Raw genomic sequence first — 17,191 nt, 5'->3', positions numbered from 1 at the left:
GTGTCCGCCGGCCCCCCGCGCCACGCCGTCCGGCGGGCGCGTCGGGTCGCCCGGTCCCGGCGCAGCGGTCGCATACGTCGGCCGGGGCCCGACGGGCTCCGGCGACCCGGCGGGCCCCGCGGTGGCGGACCTTCCCGGTCGCACTCGCGGCGGTCGCGGTGCTGCTCGCCATGGGCACGGTGCTGGTGCTCTTCGCCGAGCAACGGAGCCCCGCCCCGGTCGCCACGGCGATGACCGCCGCGCCCCCCGCACCGACGGCCGCGCCCCCCGCTGCGCCCGCTCCCCCGCCCTCACCCGGCGTCGTGACCCCGGCGGAGCTCGCGCGGTGCCCGGTCGGCACGAGCGCGTGCGTCGACCTCGTGGCCCGCAAGGCGTGGCTGCAGCGCGACGGGAAGGTCACTGTCGGCCCCGTGCCGATGCTGCCGGGCACGGACACCTTCCTCCGGCCGCCGGGTCCGACGTCCTCGGCGACCCCCACCGGTGAGTTCCACGTGCTGTGGAAGGACGCCGACGCGTTCAGCTCGGAGTTCGACGAGCCGATGCACCACGCGGTCTACTTCGCCACGGGCGGGATCGCGTTCCACGAGGGCAGCCTGACGACGTCGTCGAACGGCTGCATCCACCTCTCCGCCACCGACGCGGCGACGTTCTACGAGCACCTGCGGCCCGGCGACGGGGTCACCGTCTTCTAGTGGTGGGTGCGCGTCCCGGCGCGCTCACCGTCCCGCGGTGACAGGCCGACGGCCCGCTCGAGCAGCCGGTAGCGCAGCGCCAGGGTGAGGACCGTGAACCACCCCACGAGCGCGACCCCGCTGACGTAGAGCACGGGCGGGTCGGGCGCGGTCAGGCCGAAGTAGGAGCGGGTGGCCGGCACCACGAGCACGACGGCGAAGGCCACGAACAGCCCGAGGGCGAGCCAGGTCGGGCGCCGGTCGTCGGACACCGGCCGCCACGCGCTGAAGATCCGGTGCGGCGGCTCCAGCAGCAGGATCAGCACGATCGCCGTGGTCGAGACGAACACCGACAGCCCGCTCTGCGCGCCCAGCGTGGCCGAGGCGGTGACGAACGTGGGATCGGTGCGCGCCAGGCCGGTGTAGTCCTCGAAGACGCCCGCCACGCGCGACGCGCCCGTGCCGGTCAGGCCGCGTCGGACGAACTCGTAGAGGAAGGCATAGACGGCGGTGGCGAACCCCGCGGTCAGGATGCCGACCGGCAGCACGAAGCGAGCCAGCGAGACCAGCAGGTCCTCGGCGGGCGGGGCCGGGCGGGCCCACAGGGTGAGAAAGAACGTCGGCAGCCCGACGGTGAACAGGGTGAGCCCGACCTGGGTCGGGGTGTACGGGAAGCCGAGCCCGAGCAGCGTCACCGTGAGGATGACCAGCATCTGGATCATCACCCGGGCCAGGAACAGGTACATCGACGAGCCGACCCCGGCCACGATGCGGCGGCCCTCGGTCCGGGCGGGCGGGAGCGTGGCGAAGGAGTCGTCGAGCAGCACGATGTCGGCGACGTCCCGAGTCACCGAGCTGCCCGAGCGCATCGCGACGCCGACGTGCGCCCGCTTGAGGGCCCGCGCGTCGTTGACGCCGTCCCCGACCATCGCCACGTGGTGGCCCCGTCGTCGCAGCGCGGCGACGATCTCCTCCTTCTGCTCCGGCGCGATCCGCCCGAACACCGTGGTCGCGTCGACGATCTCGTCGAACGCGTCCTGCGGGAGCGCCGCCAGCTCCGCCCCGGACACCGCGGTCCCGACCAGTCCGGCCCGGCGCGCCAGCGCGGCGACCGTCACCGGGTCGTCCCCGGAGATGACCTTCACCGCCACGCCGTCGACCGCGAGGCCCGCGAGGGTGTCCGCCACGCCGGCCCGCAGCTCGTCGCCGAGGACCACGAGGGCCTCCGCGCGCAGCCGTGGCAGCGTGGGGCGCCCGTCGGCGTCGCGCAGCGGTCCCGACGACGAGGCCAGCACCAGCACGCGGAAGCCGCGCTCGGCGCGGGCACGGGACTCCCGCTCGACCAGGTCGACGATCACCTCGCCGTCGGCGAGCTGCCCGACGATCACCGACGGCGCCCCGAGGACGAGCGTCCGGCGCGCGGACGCCTCCGGGGCGGCGGCATACGGCAGCACGAGGCCGCTCCAGCGCAGGGCGGAGCGGAACTCGACCTCGTCGTCACCGACCACCTGCCGTCCGGGGAGGTCGGCCAGGGCGGCGGTCGTCGCGTTGGTGGTGCACACGGAGCGGGCCAGGGTGCCGAGCAGCTCGCGCACGGGGGAGTCGCTGATCTCCACCACCTCGACCAGCGCGAGGTCCCCGCTGGTCAACGTGCCGGTCTTGTCGGTGCAGACGACGTCGACGCGGCTGATGGCCTCCACCGCGTTGGTCTGCTGCACCAGCGCGCCCTGCCCCGCGATCCGGGCGCCGCCGACCGAGTAGGCGACCGCGATGAGGAAGAACAGCCCGTAGGGCACCAGCCCGGAGAGCACGGCCGAGGTCTGCACGAAGCGCAGCACCGTCGAGCCGTCCAGCAGGGCCTGGGCGAGGATCGCGCCGCTCATCAGCACCACGAGGAGGATGACCAGCCGCACGACGAGGTCGATGCGCCACTGCAGCGGGGTCACGTCGGTGGTGTCGGCCCGCGCGGCCAGGGTCAGTCGGCCGGCGTGGCTCGCGGCGCCCACCGCCTCCGCCTGCTGCCACCCCTGGCCCGAGGCGATCGCGCTGCCGGAGAGCAGCGTCGCGCCGACCGGCTTGGGGACCGGGTCGGACTCGCCGGTCAGCAGCGACTCGTCGGCCTCCACGGCGCCCTCGACCAGCGGCCCGTCGACCACCACCTGCGCGCCGCCGCGCACCCGCAGCAGGTCGCCCTCGACGACCTCGGTCGGCGGGACGTCGGTCTCGGACCCGTCGCGCAGCACCGTCACCGGCTCGCGGGCGAGCAGCTGCAGCCGGTCCAGGGCGCGGTGCGCGCGCAGCTCCTGCACCGCCGAGAGCGCGGCGTTGATGATGCCGAGACCGACGCTGACGAGCGCATCGGAGTACCGGCCGAGCGCCAGCAGCCCGATGCCGATGACGAACAGGATGTTGTTGTAGAGGGAGAAGACGGTGGTCCGCAGGATCGTCGCGGTGGTCCGGCTCGAGCCGCGGACCGGGGTGTTGGCCCGGCCCTCGCCGGCCCGCCGTGCGGCCTCGGCGGCGGTCAGACCCGCCGTCGTCACGGTGGTCATGGACATGATCGTCCCAGAGCCGGTCAGAAGGTCGCGGTGGTGCCGTCGGCCCAGACGACGAGGCCGGTGCGTCCGACCCGTCGTCGTAGCCAGGTGAGGGCGTCGGGTCCGAGGGCGTAGGCGGCGGTGGCGTCGACGTCGGCGTCGGTGAGCGAGGCGGCCAGCACGGTGACCCCGGCGATGCCCGCGGGCGCGGCGCCGGTGCGGGCGTCGACGAGGTGGGTGCCGCGGTGGGCGGTGCCCGAGGAGGCGACGGCGCCGTCGGTCACCGGGACGGTCGCGATCAGGCCCGTGGGGTCGCGGGGGTCCTCGATCCCGATGCGCCACGGCTCGTGCGCCGACCACGCGACGAGGTCGCCGCCGGCGGCGAGGCAGACGTCGGTGTCGGGCAGGTCGCGCAGCGCCGCCGAGGCGCGCTGCACCGCCCAGCCCTTGACCACGCCGCTGGGGTCGAGGGTGCCGTCGCGCCACACCGAGAACGCACCGTCGGTGGCGCGTCGGGCCCGTTCGGCGATCGCGAGGACCTCGTGGACCTCGGTGGGGGCGTCGTCGAGGGCGATCTCGCCGCGGTTCAGGCGGCTGACCACGGAGTCGGCCCGGTAGGTGCTGAACACGTGGTCGGCGGCGCGCAGGGAGTACAGGACCGCCCGCCAGGCGATGTCGGCGGCCGGGCCCTCGGCGTTCCTCCCTCGCAGCGCCAGGCTGATCGGCAGGCCCATCACGTGCTCGACGCGGCGCGTGGGGGCCGTGGGGATCGTCATGCGAGGCCGGCCTGGTCGAGGGCGCTCTGCAGGGACGCCACGTAGCCCTCGGAGGTGTAGGTCGCCCCGCTGACCATGTCGATCTGCGCGCTCTGGGCCTGCAGGGTCTCGCTGACCAGGGTGGGGACGGCCTGGGCGTTGATCTCGCGGTCGCGGCCGTTGCCGTCGGGCTCCGCCACGACGTCGACGGCGGTGATCCTCCCGCTCGCGACGCTCACCCGGACCTGGACCGGCCCCCAGCGGGTGTCGGCGGACGTGCCGGTCACGGTGCCGGTGTAGGTGCTCGAGTTGGCCTTCGACGCCGGGGCGACCGGGGTCGCGGTGGCGCCCGTCGTCGTGGTGGTGCCCGTCGTGGTGCCCGTCGCCGAGGGGGCCGCCTCGCTCGCCGTCGAGGACGAGGTGGAGGTCTTGTAGGAGAACAGCAGGGCGACCGTGCTGATCGTGGTCAGGCCCCACAGGGCGATGCGGCGGGCGCCACGGTCGAAGCGCAGGGGAGGCACGTTCACCATCCGAAGGTCTCGGTGTGGATGCGTTCGGCGGGGACGCCGGCCGCGCGGAGGGTCCTGACGACGAGCCGGGTCCACGGCCCGGGGCCGCAGACGTAGCTCTCGCGCTCGGCGATGTCGGGGACGCGGGCGCGCAGCGCGGTCAGATCGTCGACGGCGCCGACGCCCGCACCGAGCCAGGAGTCGTGCGCCCGGCGCGGACCGGGCAGCGGGACCAGGCCGAAGCCGCGCTCGGCCGCCAGCACCGCGAACTCGCGGGCGAAGACCGGGTCGCCGGTGAAGCGGTGCAGCACGACCACGTCACCGGCGAGTTCCTCGGCGAGTGCGCGCATCGGGGTGATGCCGATCCCGGCACCGATGAGGGCGACCTTGGGCGCCGTGCGGGCCCGGTCGGTCAGCCGGCCGTAGGGGCCCTCGACGAGCACCCGGGTCCCGGGCCGCAGCCCGGGCAGCTCGGCGCTGCCGTCCCCGAGGTCCTTGACCGTGATCCGCAGGCTCCGCCCGTCCGGGGCGGCCGAGAGCGAGTACGGGTGCGCCCGGGTCCATCCGGCGCCGGACAGGAACCGCCAGTTCAGGAACTGCCCGGCCCGGGCACCGAGCTCGGCCAGGTGCCGGCCGGTCACGTACACCGAGGAACACCCGTCGCCCTCGTCGACCACGGAGGTGACCACGAGGCGGTGGCGCAGGCTGCGCCGCAACGGCAGGGCGACGCGCCAGAGCAGGACCGCAGCGGCGGCGAGCCCCCACAGCACCCACCAGAACACGGTGCGGGCCGGTGAGGAGGTGAAGTCCTGCCCGGTCCAGAGCTGGTGGGGCAGGGCGAGCCCGACACCGAGGTAGGCGTAGAGGTGCAGCAGGTGCCACGACTCGTAGCGCAGCGCCGCCCGCGCGGCCTTCACGCTCGTGACCACGACCAGCACCAGGCACAGCGTCCCGGCCGCGGCCAGCAGCATGCCCGGGTAGGACACGGTGAGGTCCCACAGCTCGCCCGGCGTGGCGATGAGGTCCCCGGCCGCGTACCCCCAGGTGATCAGGCCGATGTGGGCGAGCATCGCGGTGAACGAGGTGAACCCGACGATGCGGTGGATCCCGGCGAGCCGGTCCTGCCCGAAGGCCCGCTCCAGCACCGGGACCCGGGCCATCAGCAGCACCTGCACCAGCAGCAGCACCGAGGCCAACAACCCGGTCAACCGGCCCAGCGAGGTCAGCCCCGAAGCCCAGCCGGCGAGATCGGTGATGCCACCGCCGGTGGCCCACCAGAACGCGACCAGGACCAGCGAAGCGCACAGGACCGCCTCCGCGGCGGCACGGATGCGACGGTCCACGACGGCAGGTGCGGTGACCGGGCGGGACGCGTGCCGCGGCCGGTCGGCGAGGGCGGTCATGCGCCCGTGACGGCGGCCCCGGGCTGCCCCGCGCCGGGCTGGGCGGGAGCCGCGGGCTGACCGGGCTGGGCGGGAACGGCCGGCTGACCGGGCTGGACCGGCACCGCGGGCTGACCGGGAACGACCGGCTGACCGGGCTGGACCGGCTGACCGGGCTGGACCGGCTGACCGGGCTGGACCGGCTGACCGGGGACGACCGGCTGACCGGGCACCCCGGGCCGCAGGCGCGCACGGTCGCCGTCCCGACCGCCGCGGTCCTGCCGGCCGCCGTGACCCCGGCCGTGACCGCCACCGTCCCCGTGCCGGTGGCCGCCGATCCCCGGGCCACCGTGGCCCGACCCGCCGTCGGCGACGGCGTACCCGGCGGCGAAGCCACCGCCGAGCAGGATCAGGGCGATCAGGATCGCGCCGACCACGCCGAGCACCCGACGACGACGGGGCCGGGCGGGCGCGGGAGCCGCCCCGTGTCCGTCGGACACGGTCCCCGACGACCCGACCGGCACCGACCCCCCGTCGTGACCCACGGCGCCCTCCCCCGCACCCGTCCCCCCGCGTGACCCGATGTCCTCGGTGGGGGGATCGACCGGCTCGCGGTCGGACTGCTCGTCGGCGTTCACCGGGCACCTCTCGTCGGGCGCGACCGACCCACGGCGGGTCGATCAGGTGCCTCCTACGGTCGTGTCCTGCGGTGAAGCGTCGACGTGGCCCGCTTCGGAGTCGGGTAAGAGGCGCTCGGCCGCGACGGTGAAGCCGACCTGGGCGCCGCCACCGGCGGGGGCGGTCACGAACGCCTCGCCGCCGTGCCGCTCGGCGACGTCGCGCACGATCGCGAGGCCGAGACCGGAGCCGGGCAGCCCGCGGGCCGCCGGGGCACGGTAGAAGCGGTCGAAGACCCGCTCGACGTCGCCGACGTCGATACCCGGCCCGTGGTCGCGGACCGTCACGCCGCCGGCCCGCACCCGGAGCTCCAGCGGCCGGGAGGAGGCGTCGAACTTCGCGGCGTTCTCCAGGAGGTTCCCGACCGCCCGCTCCAGCGCGGCCGGGAAGCCACGCACGACGGACCCGTCGGAGGTCACGGTGACCTCCCGGCCGGTGCGCCGGTCGACCCGCGCCGCCGCCCGCCGCACCAGGGCGTCGAGGTCCACAGTCTCCTCGGGGTCCTCGGTGTCGCCGCCGGAGAGCGCGAGCGCGACCAGCTCGTCGACCAGGTGGGAGAGCTCGCGGGTCTCGCCCTGGACGTCGGCGAGCAGCCGCTCCCGCGCCTCGGGCGAGAGCTCCGCGAAGCGCCGGAGCACGCTGGTGTTGGTGCGCAGGCTGGTCAGCGGGGTGCGCAGCTCGTGGGCGGCGTCCTGCACGAGCCGGTCCTGCGCCTCCCGCGAGGCCGCGAGGCGACCGACCATCGTGGTGAAGGAGGCGGAGAGCCGCCCGACCTCGTCACGGCCGTCGACCGGCAGGTCCGCCGACGTCCCGCCCCGGGCCGTCACCTGCTCGGCGAGCCCGGTCAGCCGCTCCAGCCGGCGGGTGATGCGCCGCGCCACCAGCCAGCCCGCGCCGGCCGCGACCACCAGCACCCCGAGGCTCACCAGCGCGATCTCGTTCGCCATGCCGCGCAGCACCCGGTGGCTCAGGTCGACGTCCATGGCCACCTGCCAGGCGCCCTGCCCGCCGCCCTCGGAGGTGGTGAGCACGCGGTAGGTGTCCTCCCCGACGGTCGTCTCGACGGTGTTGGTGACCCCCGCGACCGACGTGGCCGCGAGGGCGCGCGCGCCGCCGGTGACCGGGAGCGCGACGTCGCGGCCGCCGAGGAACGTGACCGTGCCGTCCGCGGCGATGCGGCGACCGACGAGCTCCTGCAACCGGCCGTGGTCGTCCCCGCGGGGCGGGCGGGGACGCGGCCCGTCGTCCGGGACCGGCGGGGCGATCGGCGCCAGGACGCCGGTCTGCCCGTCGGCCACCGCCGTGGTGGCGGCGGCCAGGGTGGTGTCGGTCGCCTGGGTGATCCGCTCCGCCGCCGCGTGGTAGCTCAACACCCCCACCAGCCCCGCGACGACCACGCTGACCAGCGCGAACGCCAACGCGAACCGCGTCCGCAGACTCACGGCCGACGCACCGTGTAGCCGACACCGCGCACGGTGTGGATCACCGCCGGCGCGCCCGCCGCGGTCAGCTTGCGACGCAGATAGCCGACGTAGACCGCGAGGTTCTTGGACTCCGACCCGAAGTCGTAGCCCCAGATGCGCTCGTAGACGGTGGTGTGGTCGAGCACGATGCCCTCGTTGCGGACCAGCAGCTCCAGCAGGTCGAACTCGGTCTTGGACAGCGCCAGTTCCTCGTCGGCCCACCAGGCCCGCCGGGCCGCCGGATCGACGTGCAGCGCACCGACCCGCAGCGCGCCGCGCTCCTCCTCGGCGGTCGCGAACGAGGCCCGCCGCAACAGCGCCCGGAGCCGGGCCAGCAGCTCGTCGAGCTCGAACGGCTTGGGCAGGTAGTCGTCGGCGCCCGCGTCGAGCCCGGCCACCCGGTCGGCGGTCTCCTGGCGCGCGGTGAGCATGAGCACCGGCGTGCGGTCGCCGTCGGCGCGCAGCACGCGACACACCGCGAGCCCGTCGACGCCCGGCATCATCACGTCGAGCACGAGCGCGTCGAAGCTCTCGTGGCGCACCCGGGTGAGCGACTCCACGCCGTCGACCACGGGCACCACGTCGTAACCCTCGAGCTCGAGCGCGCGGGCCAGCGACTCCCGGATGGCCCGGTCGTCGTCGGCGACCAGTACTTTCTGCGGCACGCCGACCAGCATGCCGCGCCACTAGCCTGAGCGGCATCGACCCCACCTCTCCCGCCGGCCTGCTCGCCCGTGCCCGCGCGTCCCGACGGCGGGTCGGGTCGACCGTCCTCGTCGTCATCGACGGTTTCTCCGGCGCCGGCAAGACGACGCTGGCGCGCGCGCTGCGCCGCGCCGATCGCCAGGTGACCGTCCAGTCGATCGAGCCCTTCTACCTCGGCTGGGACGGGCTCGCGGCCGGCCCCGTCCGGGCCGCCGACCAGCTGCTGGAGCCACTGCGCCGGGGCGACGTCCCCGAGGTCGCGCCCTGGGACTGGCGCCGCGGTGAGGTCGCCCCGTCCCGACGGCGGGTGGTGTCCGGGCTGCTGGTCCTCGAGGGCGTCGGCGCGGCGGCACGCCCGCTGCGGGACGCCGCGTCGCTGTCGGTGTGGGTCGACGCCCCGGCCGCGGACCGGGGCGCCCGGCTGCGGGGCCGCGAGGACTGGGCCACCTACGCGCCGCACCGCGCCGCCTTCGAACGGCAGGAGCAGGCCCTCGCGGCGAGCGAGGGCACCCGGGCCGCCGTGGACGTCGTCGTGACGTACGACGGCGGGAAATGGGTACCGTCCGTGACGTGACGGCCCAGACCACGGAAGCCGCTCCCCACACCGACGCCGACCAGTGGCGCGAGGTGCAGGAGTGGAAGGAACGCGTCACCTCGGCGAGTCCGCTGCTCTCCCCGCTGCGCGACTCGGTCGGGGAGATCCGCGCGCTGGTGCAGTCGGGCCTGCGCCGGGTCCCGGGCATCCAGCAGGTCGACGACGGGGTGCACGACGTCCTGCACCAGCTGGCCGCCGCCGGCGCCGGGGCGGGGGCCGCGACGGTCCGCCGCGACAGCGTGTTCGCCCGCTACCGCGACCTCGGCCACGACGTCACCGACTTCAAGGACATCCGGCGGCTCGAGGTCACCGACGTCCAGGCCGCGATGCCGCGCCTCGACCTCGCCTACCCGGCCTTCGCCGCGATCCAGGGCGGCACGACGTCGCTGCTGCTCACCTCCGGGGCCACCGCGGTCACCGGCGGGGCGTCGCTGCTCGGGATCGGCGGGCTGCCGGGGGTCGCCGTCATCGCGGCCTCGCTGACCGGCGACGCGCTGCTCACGGTGGCCACGTGCACCCGGGCGGTCGCGCACGTCGGGGCGTACTACGGCTACGACGTCACCAAGCGCTCCGAGCAGGTGCTCGCGCTGGCGATCCTCGCCGTCGGGCTGTCCAGCGAGGCCGACGCCCCCGAGGCCTACGAGGAGGTCTCCGGTCTCATCAGCCAGGCCGCCGAGGGCGTCAAGAAGAAGCGCCGGCAGCGTCAGCTCCGCCGGCTCGCGGCCGCGGTGCACCAGCGGCTGCTCTCCCAGATCGGGCAGCGGGAGCTCGCGCAGCTCGTCCCCGTCGTCGGGATCGGCATCGGCGCCGCGCTCTCGGCACGCCTGCTCGGCCGGGTCGTCGACGCCGCCGAGCACCTCTACCGCGAGCGCTTCCTGCACGAGAAGTACGACGTGCCGTTCGCCCAGGATCCACCCGACTGGGTCACCGTCGGATAGTCCGCCCCTGGAGCGATACCGCCGGTTCACCCGCCGGCCACATGTCCTCCACGGCGTCGCCCTCCGACCTCCCTACCGTCCGGTCCGTGATCGTGGCGGGGGTCGGCTGCATGTCCGACGGGGACGCGCGCGCCTGGGACGCCGTGGAGCGGTGGCGGTCGCGGGCCGACGCCGGGCCGGGGTGGTGGGGCCGCCTCGGCTCGTGGGTCGTGAGCGGGCTGCGGCACGTCCCCGGTGCGGGGATCGTCGACCAGCTCGTCGAGACCGCGGTGGTCGGCGTCGTGGGCGAGCCCCTGCGCGAGGCCGGACTGGCCCTCGGCTGGTGGACCGCGGGGCGGGCCGACCGGGTCCTGGCCGTGCTCGTCGAGGCCGGGCACGAGGTCACCGCCCTGACCGACCTGCGCCACCTCGACGTCGACGACCTCCGCGCCGTCCGGGGCTCCCTGGGCCGGGTGCACGTGGCCGCCGCGGGCCTGCGGGGCGGTCTCGGCGGCGCGGCCGCCGGCGCCGCGGCCGGGGCGTCCGGGGCCGCGACCGGCCTCGTCGCGGGGGTCGCCGCCCTCGCCCTGGACACCGTGCTCACCACGGCGACCTGCGCCCGGGCCGTCGCCCGCGTCGCCGCGCACTACGGCTACGACTGCGCCGAACCCGACGAGCGCGAGTTCGCCCTCGCCGTCCTCGCCGCGGGCCTCGCCCCTGCCCCGCCCGTCGTGGTCCGGCCGCTGCCCGCCATCGGCATCGGGCTCGGCGTGTGGCTCTCGGCCCGCCAGGTCGGGAACGTCCTCGAGGCCGCGGAGCACCTCTACACCGAGCGGTTCCTCCGCGAGAAGTACGCCCTTCCCGACGACGGGTCGCTGGCCGCGGTCTCGTAGGTCGCGGTCAGGCCGGCAGCACCAGCAGGCGCAACCCGTCGTCGGGGAAGCCGGGGAGGTCCGCGACGCGTTCCGGGAGCTCGAAGCCCGGCGGCACCTCGTCGCGCAGCGGCCCCACGACGAGCAGGTCGACGTCCGCGGCGTCACCGAGCAGCGACGGCACCGTGACCACGGAGTCCACCGGCTCCTGACGGGCGAGCCAGGCGGCCGCGCGCCGGTGGGACCAGGCCTGGGACCAGCGCTGCTCGCGCGGCACCCACGTGGCGTCGGAGGTGTCGGCGTCGAGCGCCTCGAGCAGCGCGGGCCACTCGGCGAGCCGGGCCACGAGCTGGTCGGAGCGCCGGAGGTCCCGCTGCTCCTCGCGGGCGGCGTCCACGTCGTCGGCCGCCTCGGCGTAGCCGTCGACGTCGAGGCGGAGCAGGGCGGCGAGCGTCGCGCGCAGTTCCGGGGCCTGCTCGGCGGGGAGCCGGCCGTCCTGCAGGCGGGCGACGACGTCGCCGAGCTCGCGGCGGGCGAGGTCGACGCTCGGCCGCGCGGTGAGCTGGCGCCCGGTCGCGACGATCCGGCCGACCGCGGGCAGCGAGTCGGTCGGGGGCCGGACGTCGGACGGAAGCCCCACGAGCAGGCCGCGCAGCACGCCGACGGCGTCGAGGACGCCGGTGATGCGGCGGCCGATCTCGCGCAGCGACAGCAGCCGGTGCACCACGAGGGCCCGCTGCTCGGCGGGGCGCACCACCCGGCCGAGAGGCGCGAGGGCCGCCACGACGGTCGCCTCCACGTGGCGCAGCCGCAGGTGGTCCGCGACGGCCGCGGCGCCCTCGGCGGTCATCGGGTCGACGCGGTTGATCGCGAGCGACGGGAGCACGGCCTCCACGGCGCGCTGCTCCTCGGACTTGAACATCCGGCGGAGCGACCCACCCGCCGTCAGGAAGGCCGCGAGGGCGTCGAAGGTGGCCGCGGCGGCCTCCGGGGCGACGGCGTCGTCGGTGACGCGGACCTGCGCGGGGCCGCAGCCCCGGTCGAGGTCGGGGACGCGGTCGACGGCGGCGAGGGCCGCGGTGGCCCGGGTCCAGGCCGCGGCCGCGCGACCGTCGAGGACGGCGTCGATCGTGGCGCGCGCCCACGCCGCGTCCTCGCCGCCGCGGCCGAGGGCGACCACGGCGGCGTCGATCCGCACGAGCGCGGGCCCCAGGGCGACGGCGGCGTCCGGCGGCAGACAGGCGAGCGCCGCGATGAGGGGGCGGGAGGACTCGCGCGCGGGAGAGCCGGCAGGCCCGACGACGTCGAGCAGCTCGGCGGCCAGCTGCTCGACGTGCGGCTCGGGCGGCAGCTCGGCGGGCGGCGGGAGGACCTGGTGGCGGCGGGCCGGGTCGAGCGTGGGCGGCTCCGACCGACCGGGCTCACCGTGCTCGGCGACGAGCAGCCGGCGCAGGTCGGCGAGTTCGGCGGCGTCGAGGGGCGGGGTGGGGCCGGTGGCGGTGGGCGGGTCGAGCGGGTCGTCCGGCCCGAGCAGCGCGGTGAGCCAGGCGTCCTGCGGGGCCGCGGCGAGCTGTTGGGCGACCTCCTCGACCGAGCCCACGACCCCGGCCGCGACCCGGTGGGAGCGCAGCGGCTCCTCGCCCAGGGCGGCGCGCCAGGCGCGGGCCAGCGCGGGGGTCGGGGCGACGACGCGGACCCGGCGGCCGTCCGCGCGCAGGCCCTCGACGAGGGTGGTGCGGTGCTCGGCGTCGAGCCCGGTGACCACGAGCGGGCCGTCGTCGAGACGGGCGAGCACCGTGCGGTGCGGGGGCGGCGGCCCCGCCGGGCGCACCGCGGTGGTGGGGACGGCCAGGTCCGCCCCGGAGACCTCCGTCGGTCCGGACACGTCGTCCCCCGTCCGGCTCCGTTCCGCCATCGCCGTCACTGCGACCCACCTCCCGGGGGCTCAACGGCGCAGGGCCGTCCGCGATTCGGCTCAAGTTCATCATCCGCCGGAACCGTGGGGTGCGTCGTGGAGTCCGAGCCCGTGACGACGATGATCGGAGCCCGATGGCCGCGTACGAGTCCCGAGACCAGGTCGCCGTGGCGGCCGCGCTGATCACCGAGCTGGCCCGGCGGCCGCTCACGCCCGACGCGCTCGCGGGGGCCCGCGCCGTCCTCGCCGGCCGGGTCCCGGACGCCGCGCTGGACCCGGCGGCCGAGCGGGCGATGCTCGACGCGGTCGACCCGCTCTGGGCCCGGGGCTGGACCCCGCGTGACCTCGTCGAGGTCGTCCGGCGCCGGATCGGTGCCACCACCGCGCCGCTGGCCGCCGAGCTCGTTGCCACGGACGCGGTGCGACGGCCCGCCACGTGGCGCACGGGCGTCGAGACGGTCCCGGGGGACGTCCCCCTGCTGACGAGCTGGCGCGCGCGGACCGGTGTCGACGGTCTCGGGGCGGTCCTGCGCCTCGTCGGGACGATGCTGTCCCTGCCCCCGCTGCCCGCGGCGCCGGCCGTGGAACCGGACACGTCCGGGATCGACCCGAAGGTCCTCGCGCGGGTGCGCGGCCTGCTGGCCAAGGCGGAGTCGACCACGTTCGCGGAGGAGGCCGAGGCCCTCTCGGCCAAGGCCCAGGAGCTCATGGCCCGCCACGCCCTCGCGGCTGCGACGGTCACCGGCGCCGCGGAGGCCGTCCCGACGGCGGGTGTGCGCCGGCTCTGGCTCGACCTGCCCTACACCTCGGCGAAGTCCTCGCTGTGCCACCAGGTCGCCGGCGCGAACCGGTGCCGGGCGGTCAGCCTGGACGCGCTGGACCTCGTGACGGTCGTCGGCCACCCGACCGACCTCGACACCGTCGAACTGCTCACCACCTCGCTGCTGGTCCAGGCCGGACGGGCGATGGCGGGGGCGGGGAGCGGATCGCGCACCCGCTCGTTCCGGCACGCCTTCCTGCTCTCCTACGCCACGCGGATCGGCGAGCGCCTGCGGGCGGCGGGCGAGGCGGCGGAGGCGGCCGCCCGCGCGGAGAGCGGGGACGCCCTGCTGCCGGTGCTCGCGGCGCGCGGGGAGGTCGTGGAGCGCACCGTCGCCGAGCTCTTCCCCCGGTTGACCACGAAGCGGTTCTCGGTCGGCAACGCCGCGGGCTGGCGGGCGGGCCGGGAGGCGGCCGACGCGGCGAGCCTGCGGGTGGGCCGGGAGGCGCTGCACGAGTAGCTGCCACCATCGGCGCATGGGTCTGTCGAACCGCGAGCGCCGTGCAGCCAAACAGCGCAAGCGGGACGCCAGGCGCGGGGTGACCGCGCCGGAGGAGCGCGCCGACACCGGGCGCGGTCTCCCCGCGGCGACCCTGCAGGCCCTGCTCCGCCGGGCCGCGGCCGACCTCGCCGACGGCCGGGAGGAGGCGCTCGCCGAGCTGCGGGGCGTGCTCGCCGAGCACCTCGCCCGCCGTCGGACCGAGATCCTCGCGGCGTGCGACGCCGTCCTGGCCGACCTGCCGTCGTCGTCGGGACCGGGTCTCGCGGGCGCCCTCGGCACGGCGGCGCCCGCGTCGGAGTGGGCCGCGGCGACGGGCGCCACCACCGAGGACGTCGCGCTGGCCACGGTGCGCCTGCTCGCCGCACACGATTGACCGACGCGCGGACACGTTGGTCGGACGGTCCGGTTCATCCGTCCCGGCGACATCGGGTCGCGGACCGTGATCCGGTGGCGCCCCGCCCGTTGGGTCTCCGGTGGGCGCAGGGCGAGCCGCTGCCCACCACCCGGGGGACATCCGCCGTCACGCGGCGGATCCGGCCGGGGGCGGGACCGGGGGGTCCGCCATCCCCGGCCGGGGCGGGTCGGGGGACCGGACGTGTGGTGCGTCCGGTCCCCCGCCCGGATTCCTTGACCGCCACCTTCGTCGAGGTCCACCGTCGGGACCATGACGCCAGGCCACGGCGAGCTGTCCGTCGGGGAGGTCGCGCAGCGCAGCGGGGTCGCCGTCTCCGCCCTGCACTTCTACGAGCGCGAGGGCCTGATCTCGAGCCGCCGCACCGCCGGCAACCAGCGCCGGTTCCGCCGCGACGTCCTGCGGCGTATCGCGTTCATCCGGATCGCGCAGCGCGTCGGCGTCCCGCTCGCCGAGGTCCGGGCCGCGCTCGACGAGCTGCCCGACTCGCGGACCCCGACCCGCGCCGACTGGGAGCGGCTCTCCGCCTCGTGGCGCGCCGAGCTCGACGAGCGCATCCGGCGGCTCGAGCAGCTCCGGGACGACTTCGCCGGCTGCATCGGGTGCGGCTGCCTGTCCCTCGACCGCTGCCAGCTGGTGAACCCGGGCGACACGATGGGGGCGGCGGGTCCGGGGCCACGGGTGCTCCGCATGTGAGCACTAAGTGGGGCTATAGCCCCACTTTCTGCTCACGTGCGCGCAGCGCACCTCGTCCGGCGCCGGCACCGCATCCGGGTGCAGGGCGTGCGCGAGCGCCTCGATGCCGTCGACCAGTCGCGGCCCGGCGCGCACCACGTACGCCGCCGAGTCGATCGCGATGACCGGCACGTCCGGGAGCCGCTCCACGATCGGCCCGGCCTGCGCCACGGCCCCGTCGAGGTCGTAGCCGCACGGGGTGACGACGACCGCGTCCGGGGACTCCAGCTCCTCCCACGCCACCGCGCGGCTGCGCCCGCCGTCCGCACCCGCCGTCGGGCAGGCCCCCGCGCGACGGACGAGCTCGGGGACCCAGTGCCCGGGCAGGAACGGCGGGTCGGTCCACTCCAGGACGAGGGTGCGGGGGCGGTCCACGTCGGCGAGCGCGGCGTCGAGCACGGCGAGCCGTCGACGCAGGTCGGAGAGCACGGGCTCGGCGTCGGCACCGATCGCGACGGCGAGGTCGGCGATGCCGTCGAGGACCTCGTCGAGGGTGAGCGGGTCGAAGGAGTGGACGGCGACGTCGGGCAGACCGATCTCGGCGAGCGCCGCCGCGACGGTGTGGCCGGGCAGGGCGCAGACCCCGCACAGGTCCTGGGTGAGGACGACGTCGGGCGCGGCCGCCCGGAGCGCCTCGCGGTCGAGGTCGTACATCGGTAGACCGGCCGCCGCCCGCTCGCGCACCGTCCGGTCGATCGCGGCGGGGGTCATCCCCGGCTCCAGCGCGGACCGCACGACGACGGGTGCGGCGAGGCCGGGCGGGTGGTCGCACTCGAAGGTGATCGCGACGAGGTCGTCGGCCCGCCCGAGGGCGGCCACGATCTCGGTGGTGGCGGGCAGCAGCGAGGCGATCCGCATGGGCCCGAGGCTAGGCCCACCGGGCGCCCGGCGGATGGGACGATCCGGACGTGTCCGACCTGCTGCTCGGTCTCCGGCTCTACGCGCGCGGCGCGGCGACGGTGCTGCGCTCGCCGCGCCTGCTGCGCCTCGGAGCCCTGCCCGCGGCGGTGACGGCCCTGCTCTACCTCGTCGCCCTCGTGGCCCTGGGGTGGTCCCTGGACGATCTCGTCGGGCTGCTCACGCCGTTCGCCGCCGACTGGTCGCCCGGCGCCCGCGAGGCGGCCGAGGTCGTCGTCGGGATCGCGCTCGTGGCCGCCGTGGCCCTCGTGGCGGTGCTGACGTTCGTGGCGGTGACGCTCGCGATCGGCGGGCCGTTCTACGAGAAGCTGTCCGAGATCGTCGACGACACGGTCGGGTCGGTCCCGGCGGGGCCGCGGCGGTCCTGGTTCGCCTCGGTCCGCGACGGGGTGCTGCTCGTGGGGCTGTCGGTGCTGGTGGCGATCCCGCTGTTCGTGGCCGGGTTCGTGCCGGTCGTGGGGCAGACGGCGGTGCCGGTGGTCGCGGCACTGGTGGGCGGCCGGCTGCTGGTGCTGGAGCTGACCGCGCCGGCGTTGGAGCGGCGGGGGCTGGGGTTCGGCTCCCGACGCCGGCTGGTGCGCTCCCGTCGGCTGCTCGCCTGGGCCGTCGGGGTGCCGACCTACCTGCTGTGCCTGATCCCGCTGGTCGGCATCGTGGCGGTGCCGGTCGGCGCGGCCGCCGCCACGTTGCTGGCCCGGGAGCTGCGGGGCGAGCCGACGGGGCTCGCCACCCGAGGGGAACCCTCGCGCCACTAGAGCGCTCGATTCCTCCCCTCACGAAAGCCCGCGACCTGGACCGCGGCCGC

Annotated in this window: 17 protein-coding genes; 8 read left to right on the top strand and 9 right to left on the bottom strand. The window is 76.3% G+C overall.

Annotated features, from left to right (window positions below):
* Positions 1-170 precede the first annotated feature (170 nt).
* Complete coding sequence (locus A3CO_RS0101555; RefSeq protein ID WP_051085824.1) at positions 171-692, top strand: L,D-transpeptidase; 522 nt, start codon at positions 171-173, stop codon at positions 690-692.
* On the opposite strand, the gene A3CO_RS29520 is transcribed toward A3CO_RS0101555, so the two are convergent.
* Genes A3CO_RS29520 through A3CO_RS0101520 form a run of 7 tightly spaced genes read right to left on the bottom strand, consistent with a single transcriptional unit; the run spans position 689 to position 8,672 of the window.
* Positions 689-3,223 (bottom strand): HAD-IC family P-type ATPase, encoded by a 2,535-nt coding sequence (locus A3CO_RS29520; RefSeq protein ID WP_018330475.1) that lies wholly within the window; start codon positions 3,221-3,223, stop codon positions 689-691. The two genes, A3CO_RS0101555 and A3CO_RS29520, sit on opposite strands and share 4 nt — an antisense overlap.
* Before the next feature lie 23 nt (positions 3,224-3,246).
* A complete protein-coding gene (locus A3CO_RS0101545; protein ID WP_018330474.1) occupies positions 3,247-3,984 on the bottom strand; it encodes an FAD:protein FMN transferase in 738 nt (245 codons plus the stop codon).
* On the bottom strand, positions 3,981-4,493 hold the full coding sequence (locus A3CO_RS0101540; protein WP_018330473.1) for an FMN-binding protein: 513 nt from the start codon (positions 4,491-4,493) through the stop codon (positions 3,981-3,983). The genes A3CO_RS0101545 and A3CO_RS0101540 overlap by 4 nt, the downstream gene beginning before the upstream one ends.
* Positions 4,487-5,875 (bottom strand): ferredoxin reductase family protein, encoded by a 1,389-nt coding sequence (locus A3CO_RS0101535; RefSeq protein ID WP_018330472.1) that lies wholly within the window; start codon positions 5,873-5,875, stop codon positions 4,487-4,489. The genes A3CO_RS0101540 and A3CO_RS0101535 overlap by 7 nt, the downstream gene beginning before the upstream one ends.
* Positions 5,872-6,492 (bottom strand): hypothetical protein, encoded by a 621-nt coding sequence (locus tag A3CO_RS0101530; protein ID WP_018330471.1) that lies wholly within the window; start codon positions 6,490-6,492, stop codon positions 5,872-5,874. The genes A3CO_RS0101535 and A3CO_RS0101530 overlap by 4 nt, the downstream gene beginning before the upstream one ends.
* A 42-nt stretch (positions 6,493-6,534) precedes the next feature.
* Positions 6,535-7,974 (bottom strand): sensor histidine kinase, encoded by a 1,440-nt coding sequence (locus A3CO_RS29515; RefSeq protein ID WP_018330470.1) that lies wholly within the window; start codon positions 7,972-7,974, stop codon positions 6,535-6,537.
* Positions 7,971-8,672 (bottom strand): response regulator transcription factor, encoded by a 702-nt coding sequence (locus tag A3CO_RS0101520; protein ID WP_018330469.1) that lies wholly within the window; start codon positions 8,670-8,672, stop codon positions 7,971-7,973. Before A3CO_RS0101520 ends, A3CO_RS29515 begins: the two co-directional genes overlap by 4 nt.
* Before the next feature lie 170 nt (positions 8,673-8,842).
* Here A3CO_RS0101520 and A3CO_RS29510 point away from each other — a divergent pair, with 170 nt between their 5' ends.
* From A3CO_RS29510 to A3CO_RS0101505, 3 genes are all read left to right on the top strand, one after another.
* Positions 8,843-9,274 (top strand): nucleoside/nucleotide kinase family protein, encoded by a 432-nt coding sequence (locus tag A3CO_RS29510; protein WP_018330468.1) that lies wholly within the window; start codon positions 8,843-8,845, stop codon positions 9,272-9,274.
* On the top strand, positions 9,271-10,233 hold the full coding sequence (locus A3CO_RS0101510) for an EcsC family protein (protein ID WP_018330467.1): 963 nt from the start codon (positions 9,271-9,273) through the stop codon (positions 10,231-10,233). Before A3CO_RS29510 ends, A3CO_RS0101510 begins: the two co-directional genes overlap by 4 nt.
* An 86-nt stretch (positions 10,234-10,319) precedes the next feature.
* Entirely contained in the window at positions 10,320-11,105 is a 786-nt protein-coding gene (locus tag A3CO_RS0101505) for an EcsC family protein (protein ID WP_018330466.1), read from the top strand.
* A 7-nt stretch (positions 11,106-11,112) separates the two neighbouring features.
* On the opposite strand, the gene A3CO_RS0101500 is transcribed toward A3CO_RS0101505, so the two are convergent.
* Positions 11,113-12,969, bottom strand: coding sequence for a hypothetical protein (locus A3CO_RS0101500; RefSeq protein ID WP_157646915.1), 1,857 nt, complete (start codon positions 12,967-12,969; stop codon positions 11,113-11,115).
* 164 nt (positions 12,970-13,133) lie between these two features.
* Here A3CO_RS0101500 and A3CO_RS39290 point away from each other — a divergent pair, with 164 nt between their 5' ends.
* From A3CO_RS39290 to soxR, 3 genes are all read left to right on the top strand, one after another.
* Positions 13,134-14,279: a DUF2786 domain-containing protein gene (locus A3CO_RS39290; protein WP_018330464.1), complete on the top strand. Its 1,146-nt coding sequence runs from the start codon at positions 13,134-13,136 to the stop codon at positions 14,277-14,279.
* A gap of 16 nt (positions 14,280-14,295) precedes the next feature.
* Positions 14,296-14,694: a hypothetical protein gene (locus A3CO_RS0101490; RefSeq protein WP_157646914.1), complete on the top strand. Its 399-nt coding sequence runs from the start codon at positions 14,296-14,298 to the stop codon at positions 14,692-14,694.
* A gap of 291 nt (positions 14,695-14,985) precedes the next feature.
* Positions 14,986-15,429 (top strand): redox-sensitive transcriptional activator SoxR, encoded by a 444-nt coding sequence (soxR, locus tag A3CO_RS0101485; protein WP_018330462.1) that lies wholly within the window; start codon positions 14,986-14,988, stop codon positions 15,427-15,429.
* 3 nt (positions 15,430-15,432) lie between these two features.
* Here soxR and A3CO_RS29500 read toward each other — a convergent pair whose 3' ends face one another.
* Positions 15,433-16,326: a TroA family protein gene (locus tag A3CO_RS29500; protein WP_033413250.1), complete on the bottom strand. Its 894-nt coding sequence runs from the start codon at positions 16,324-16,326 to the stop codon at positions 15,433-15,435.
* A 50-nt stretch (positions 16,327-16,376) separates the two neighbouring features.
* Here A3CO_RS29500 and A3CO_RS0101475 point away from each other — a divergent pair, with 50 nt between their 5' ends.
* A complete protein-coding gene (locus A3CO_RS0101475) occupies positions 16,377-17,141 on the top strand; it encodes an EI24 domain-containing protein (RefSeq protein ID WP_018330461.1) in 765 nt (254 codons plus the stop codon).
* Positions 17,142-17,191: the final 50 nt, after the last annotated feature.

This window comes from Actinomycetospora chiangmaiensis DSM 45062, from assembly GCF_000379625.1.
GTDB lineage: Bacteria > Actinomycetota > Actinomycetes > Mycobacteriales > Pseudonocardiaceae > Actinomycetospora > Actinomycetospora chiangmaiensis.
The sequence above is the reverse complement of the archived record's forward strand: the minus strand, read 5'-3'. Positions and strand labels throughout refer to the sequence as shown.

What these genes read in the sequence shown, in the direction of transcription:
- A3CO_RS0101555 (WP_051085824.1), top strand. Translation starts at nt 171, where the DNA reads ATGGGCACGGTGCTGGTGCTCTTCGCCGAGCAACGGAGCCCCGCCCCG.
- A3CO_RS29520 (WP_018330475.1), bottom strand. Translation starts at nt 3,223, where the DNA reads ATGACCACCGTGACGACGGCGGGTCTGACCGCCGCCGAGGCCGCACGG.
- A3CO_RS0101545 (WP_018330474.1), bottom strand. Translation starts at nt 3,984, where the DNA reads ATGACGATCCCCACGGCCCCCACGCGCCGCGTCGAGCACGTGATGGGC.
- A3CO_RS0101540 (WP_018330473.1), bottom strand. Translation starts at nt 4,493, where the DNA reads ATGGTGAACGTGCCTCCCCTGCGCTTCGACCGTGGCGCCCGCCGCATC.
- A3CO_RS0101535 (WP_018330472.1), bottom strand. Translation starts at nt 5,875, where the DNA reads ATGACCGCCCTCGCCGACCGGCCGCGGCACGCGTCCCGCCCGGTCACC.
- A3CO_RS0101520 (WP_018330469.1), bottom strand. Translation starts at nt 8,672, where the DNA reads ATGCTGGTCGGCGTGCCGCAGAAAGTACTGGTCGCCGACGACGACCGG.
- A3CO_RS39290 (WP_018330464.1), top strand. Translation starts at nt 13,134, where the DNA reads ATGGCCGCGTACGAGTCCCGAGACCAGGTCGCCGTGGCGGCCGCGCTG.
- A3CO_RS0101490 (WP_157646914.1), top strand. Translation starts at nt 14,296, where the DNA reads ATGGGTCTGTCGAACCGCGAGCGCCGTGCAGCCAAACAGCGCAAGCGG.
- soxR (WP_018330462.1), top strand. Translation starts at nt 14,986, where the DNA reads ATGACGCCAGGCCACGGCGAGCTGTCCGTCGGGGAGGTCGCGCAGCGC.
- A3CO_RS29500 (WP_033413250.1), bottom strand. Translation starts at nt 16,326, where the DNA reads ATGCGGATCGCCTCGCTGCTGCCCGCCACCACCGAGATCGTGGCCGCC.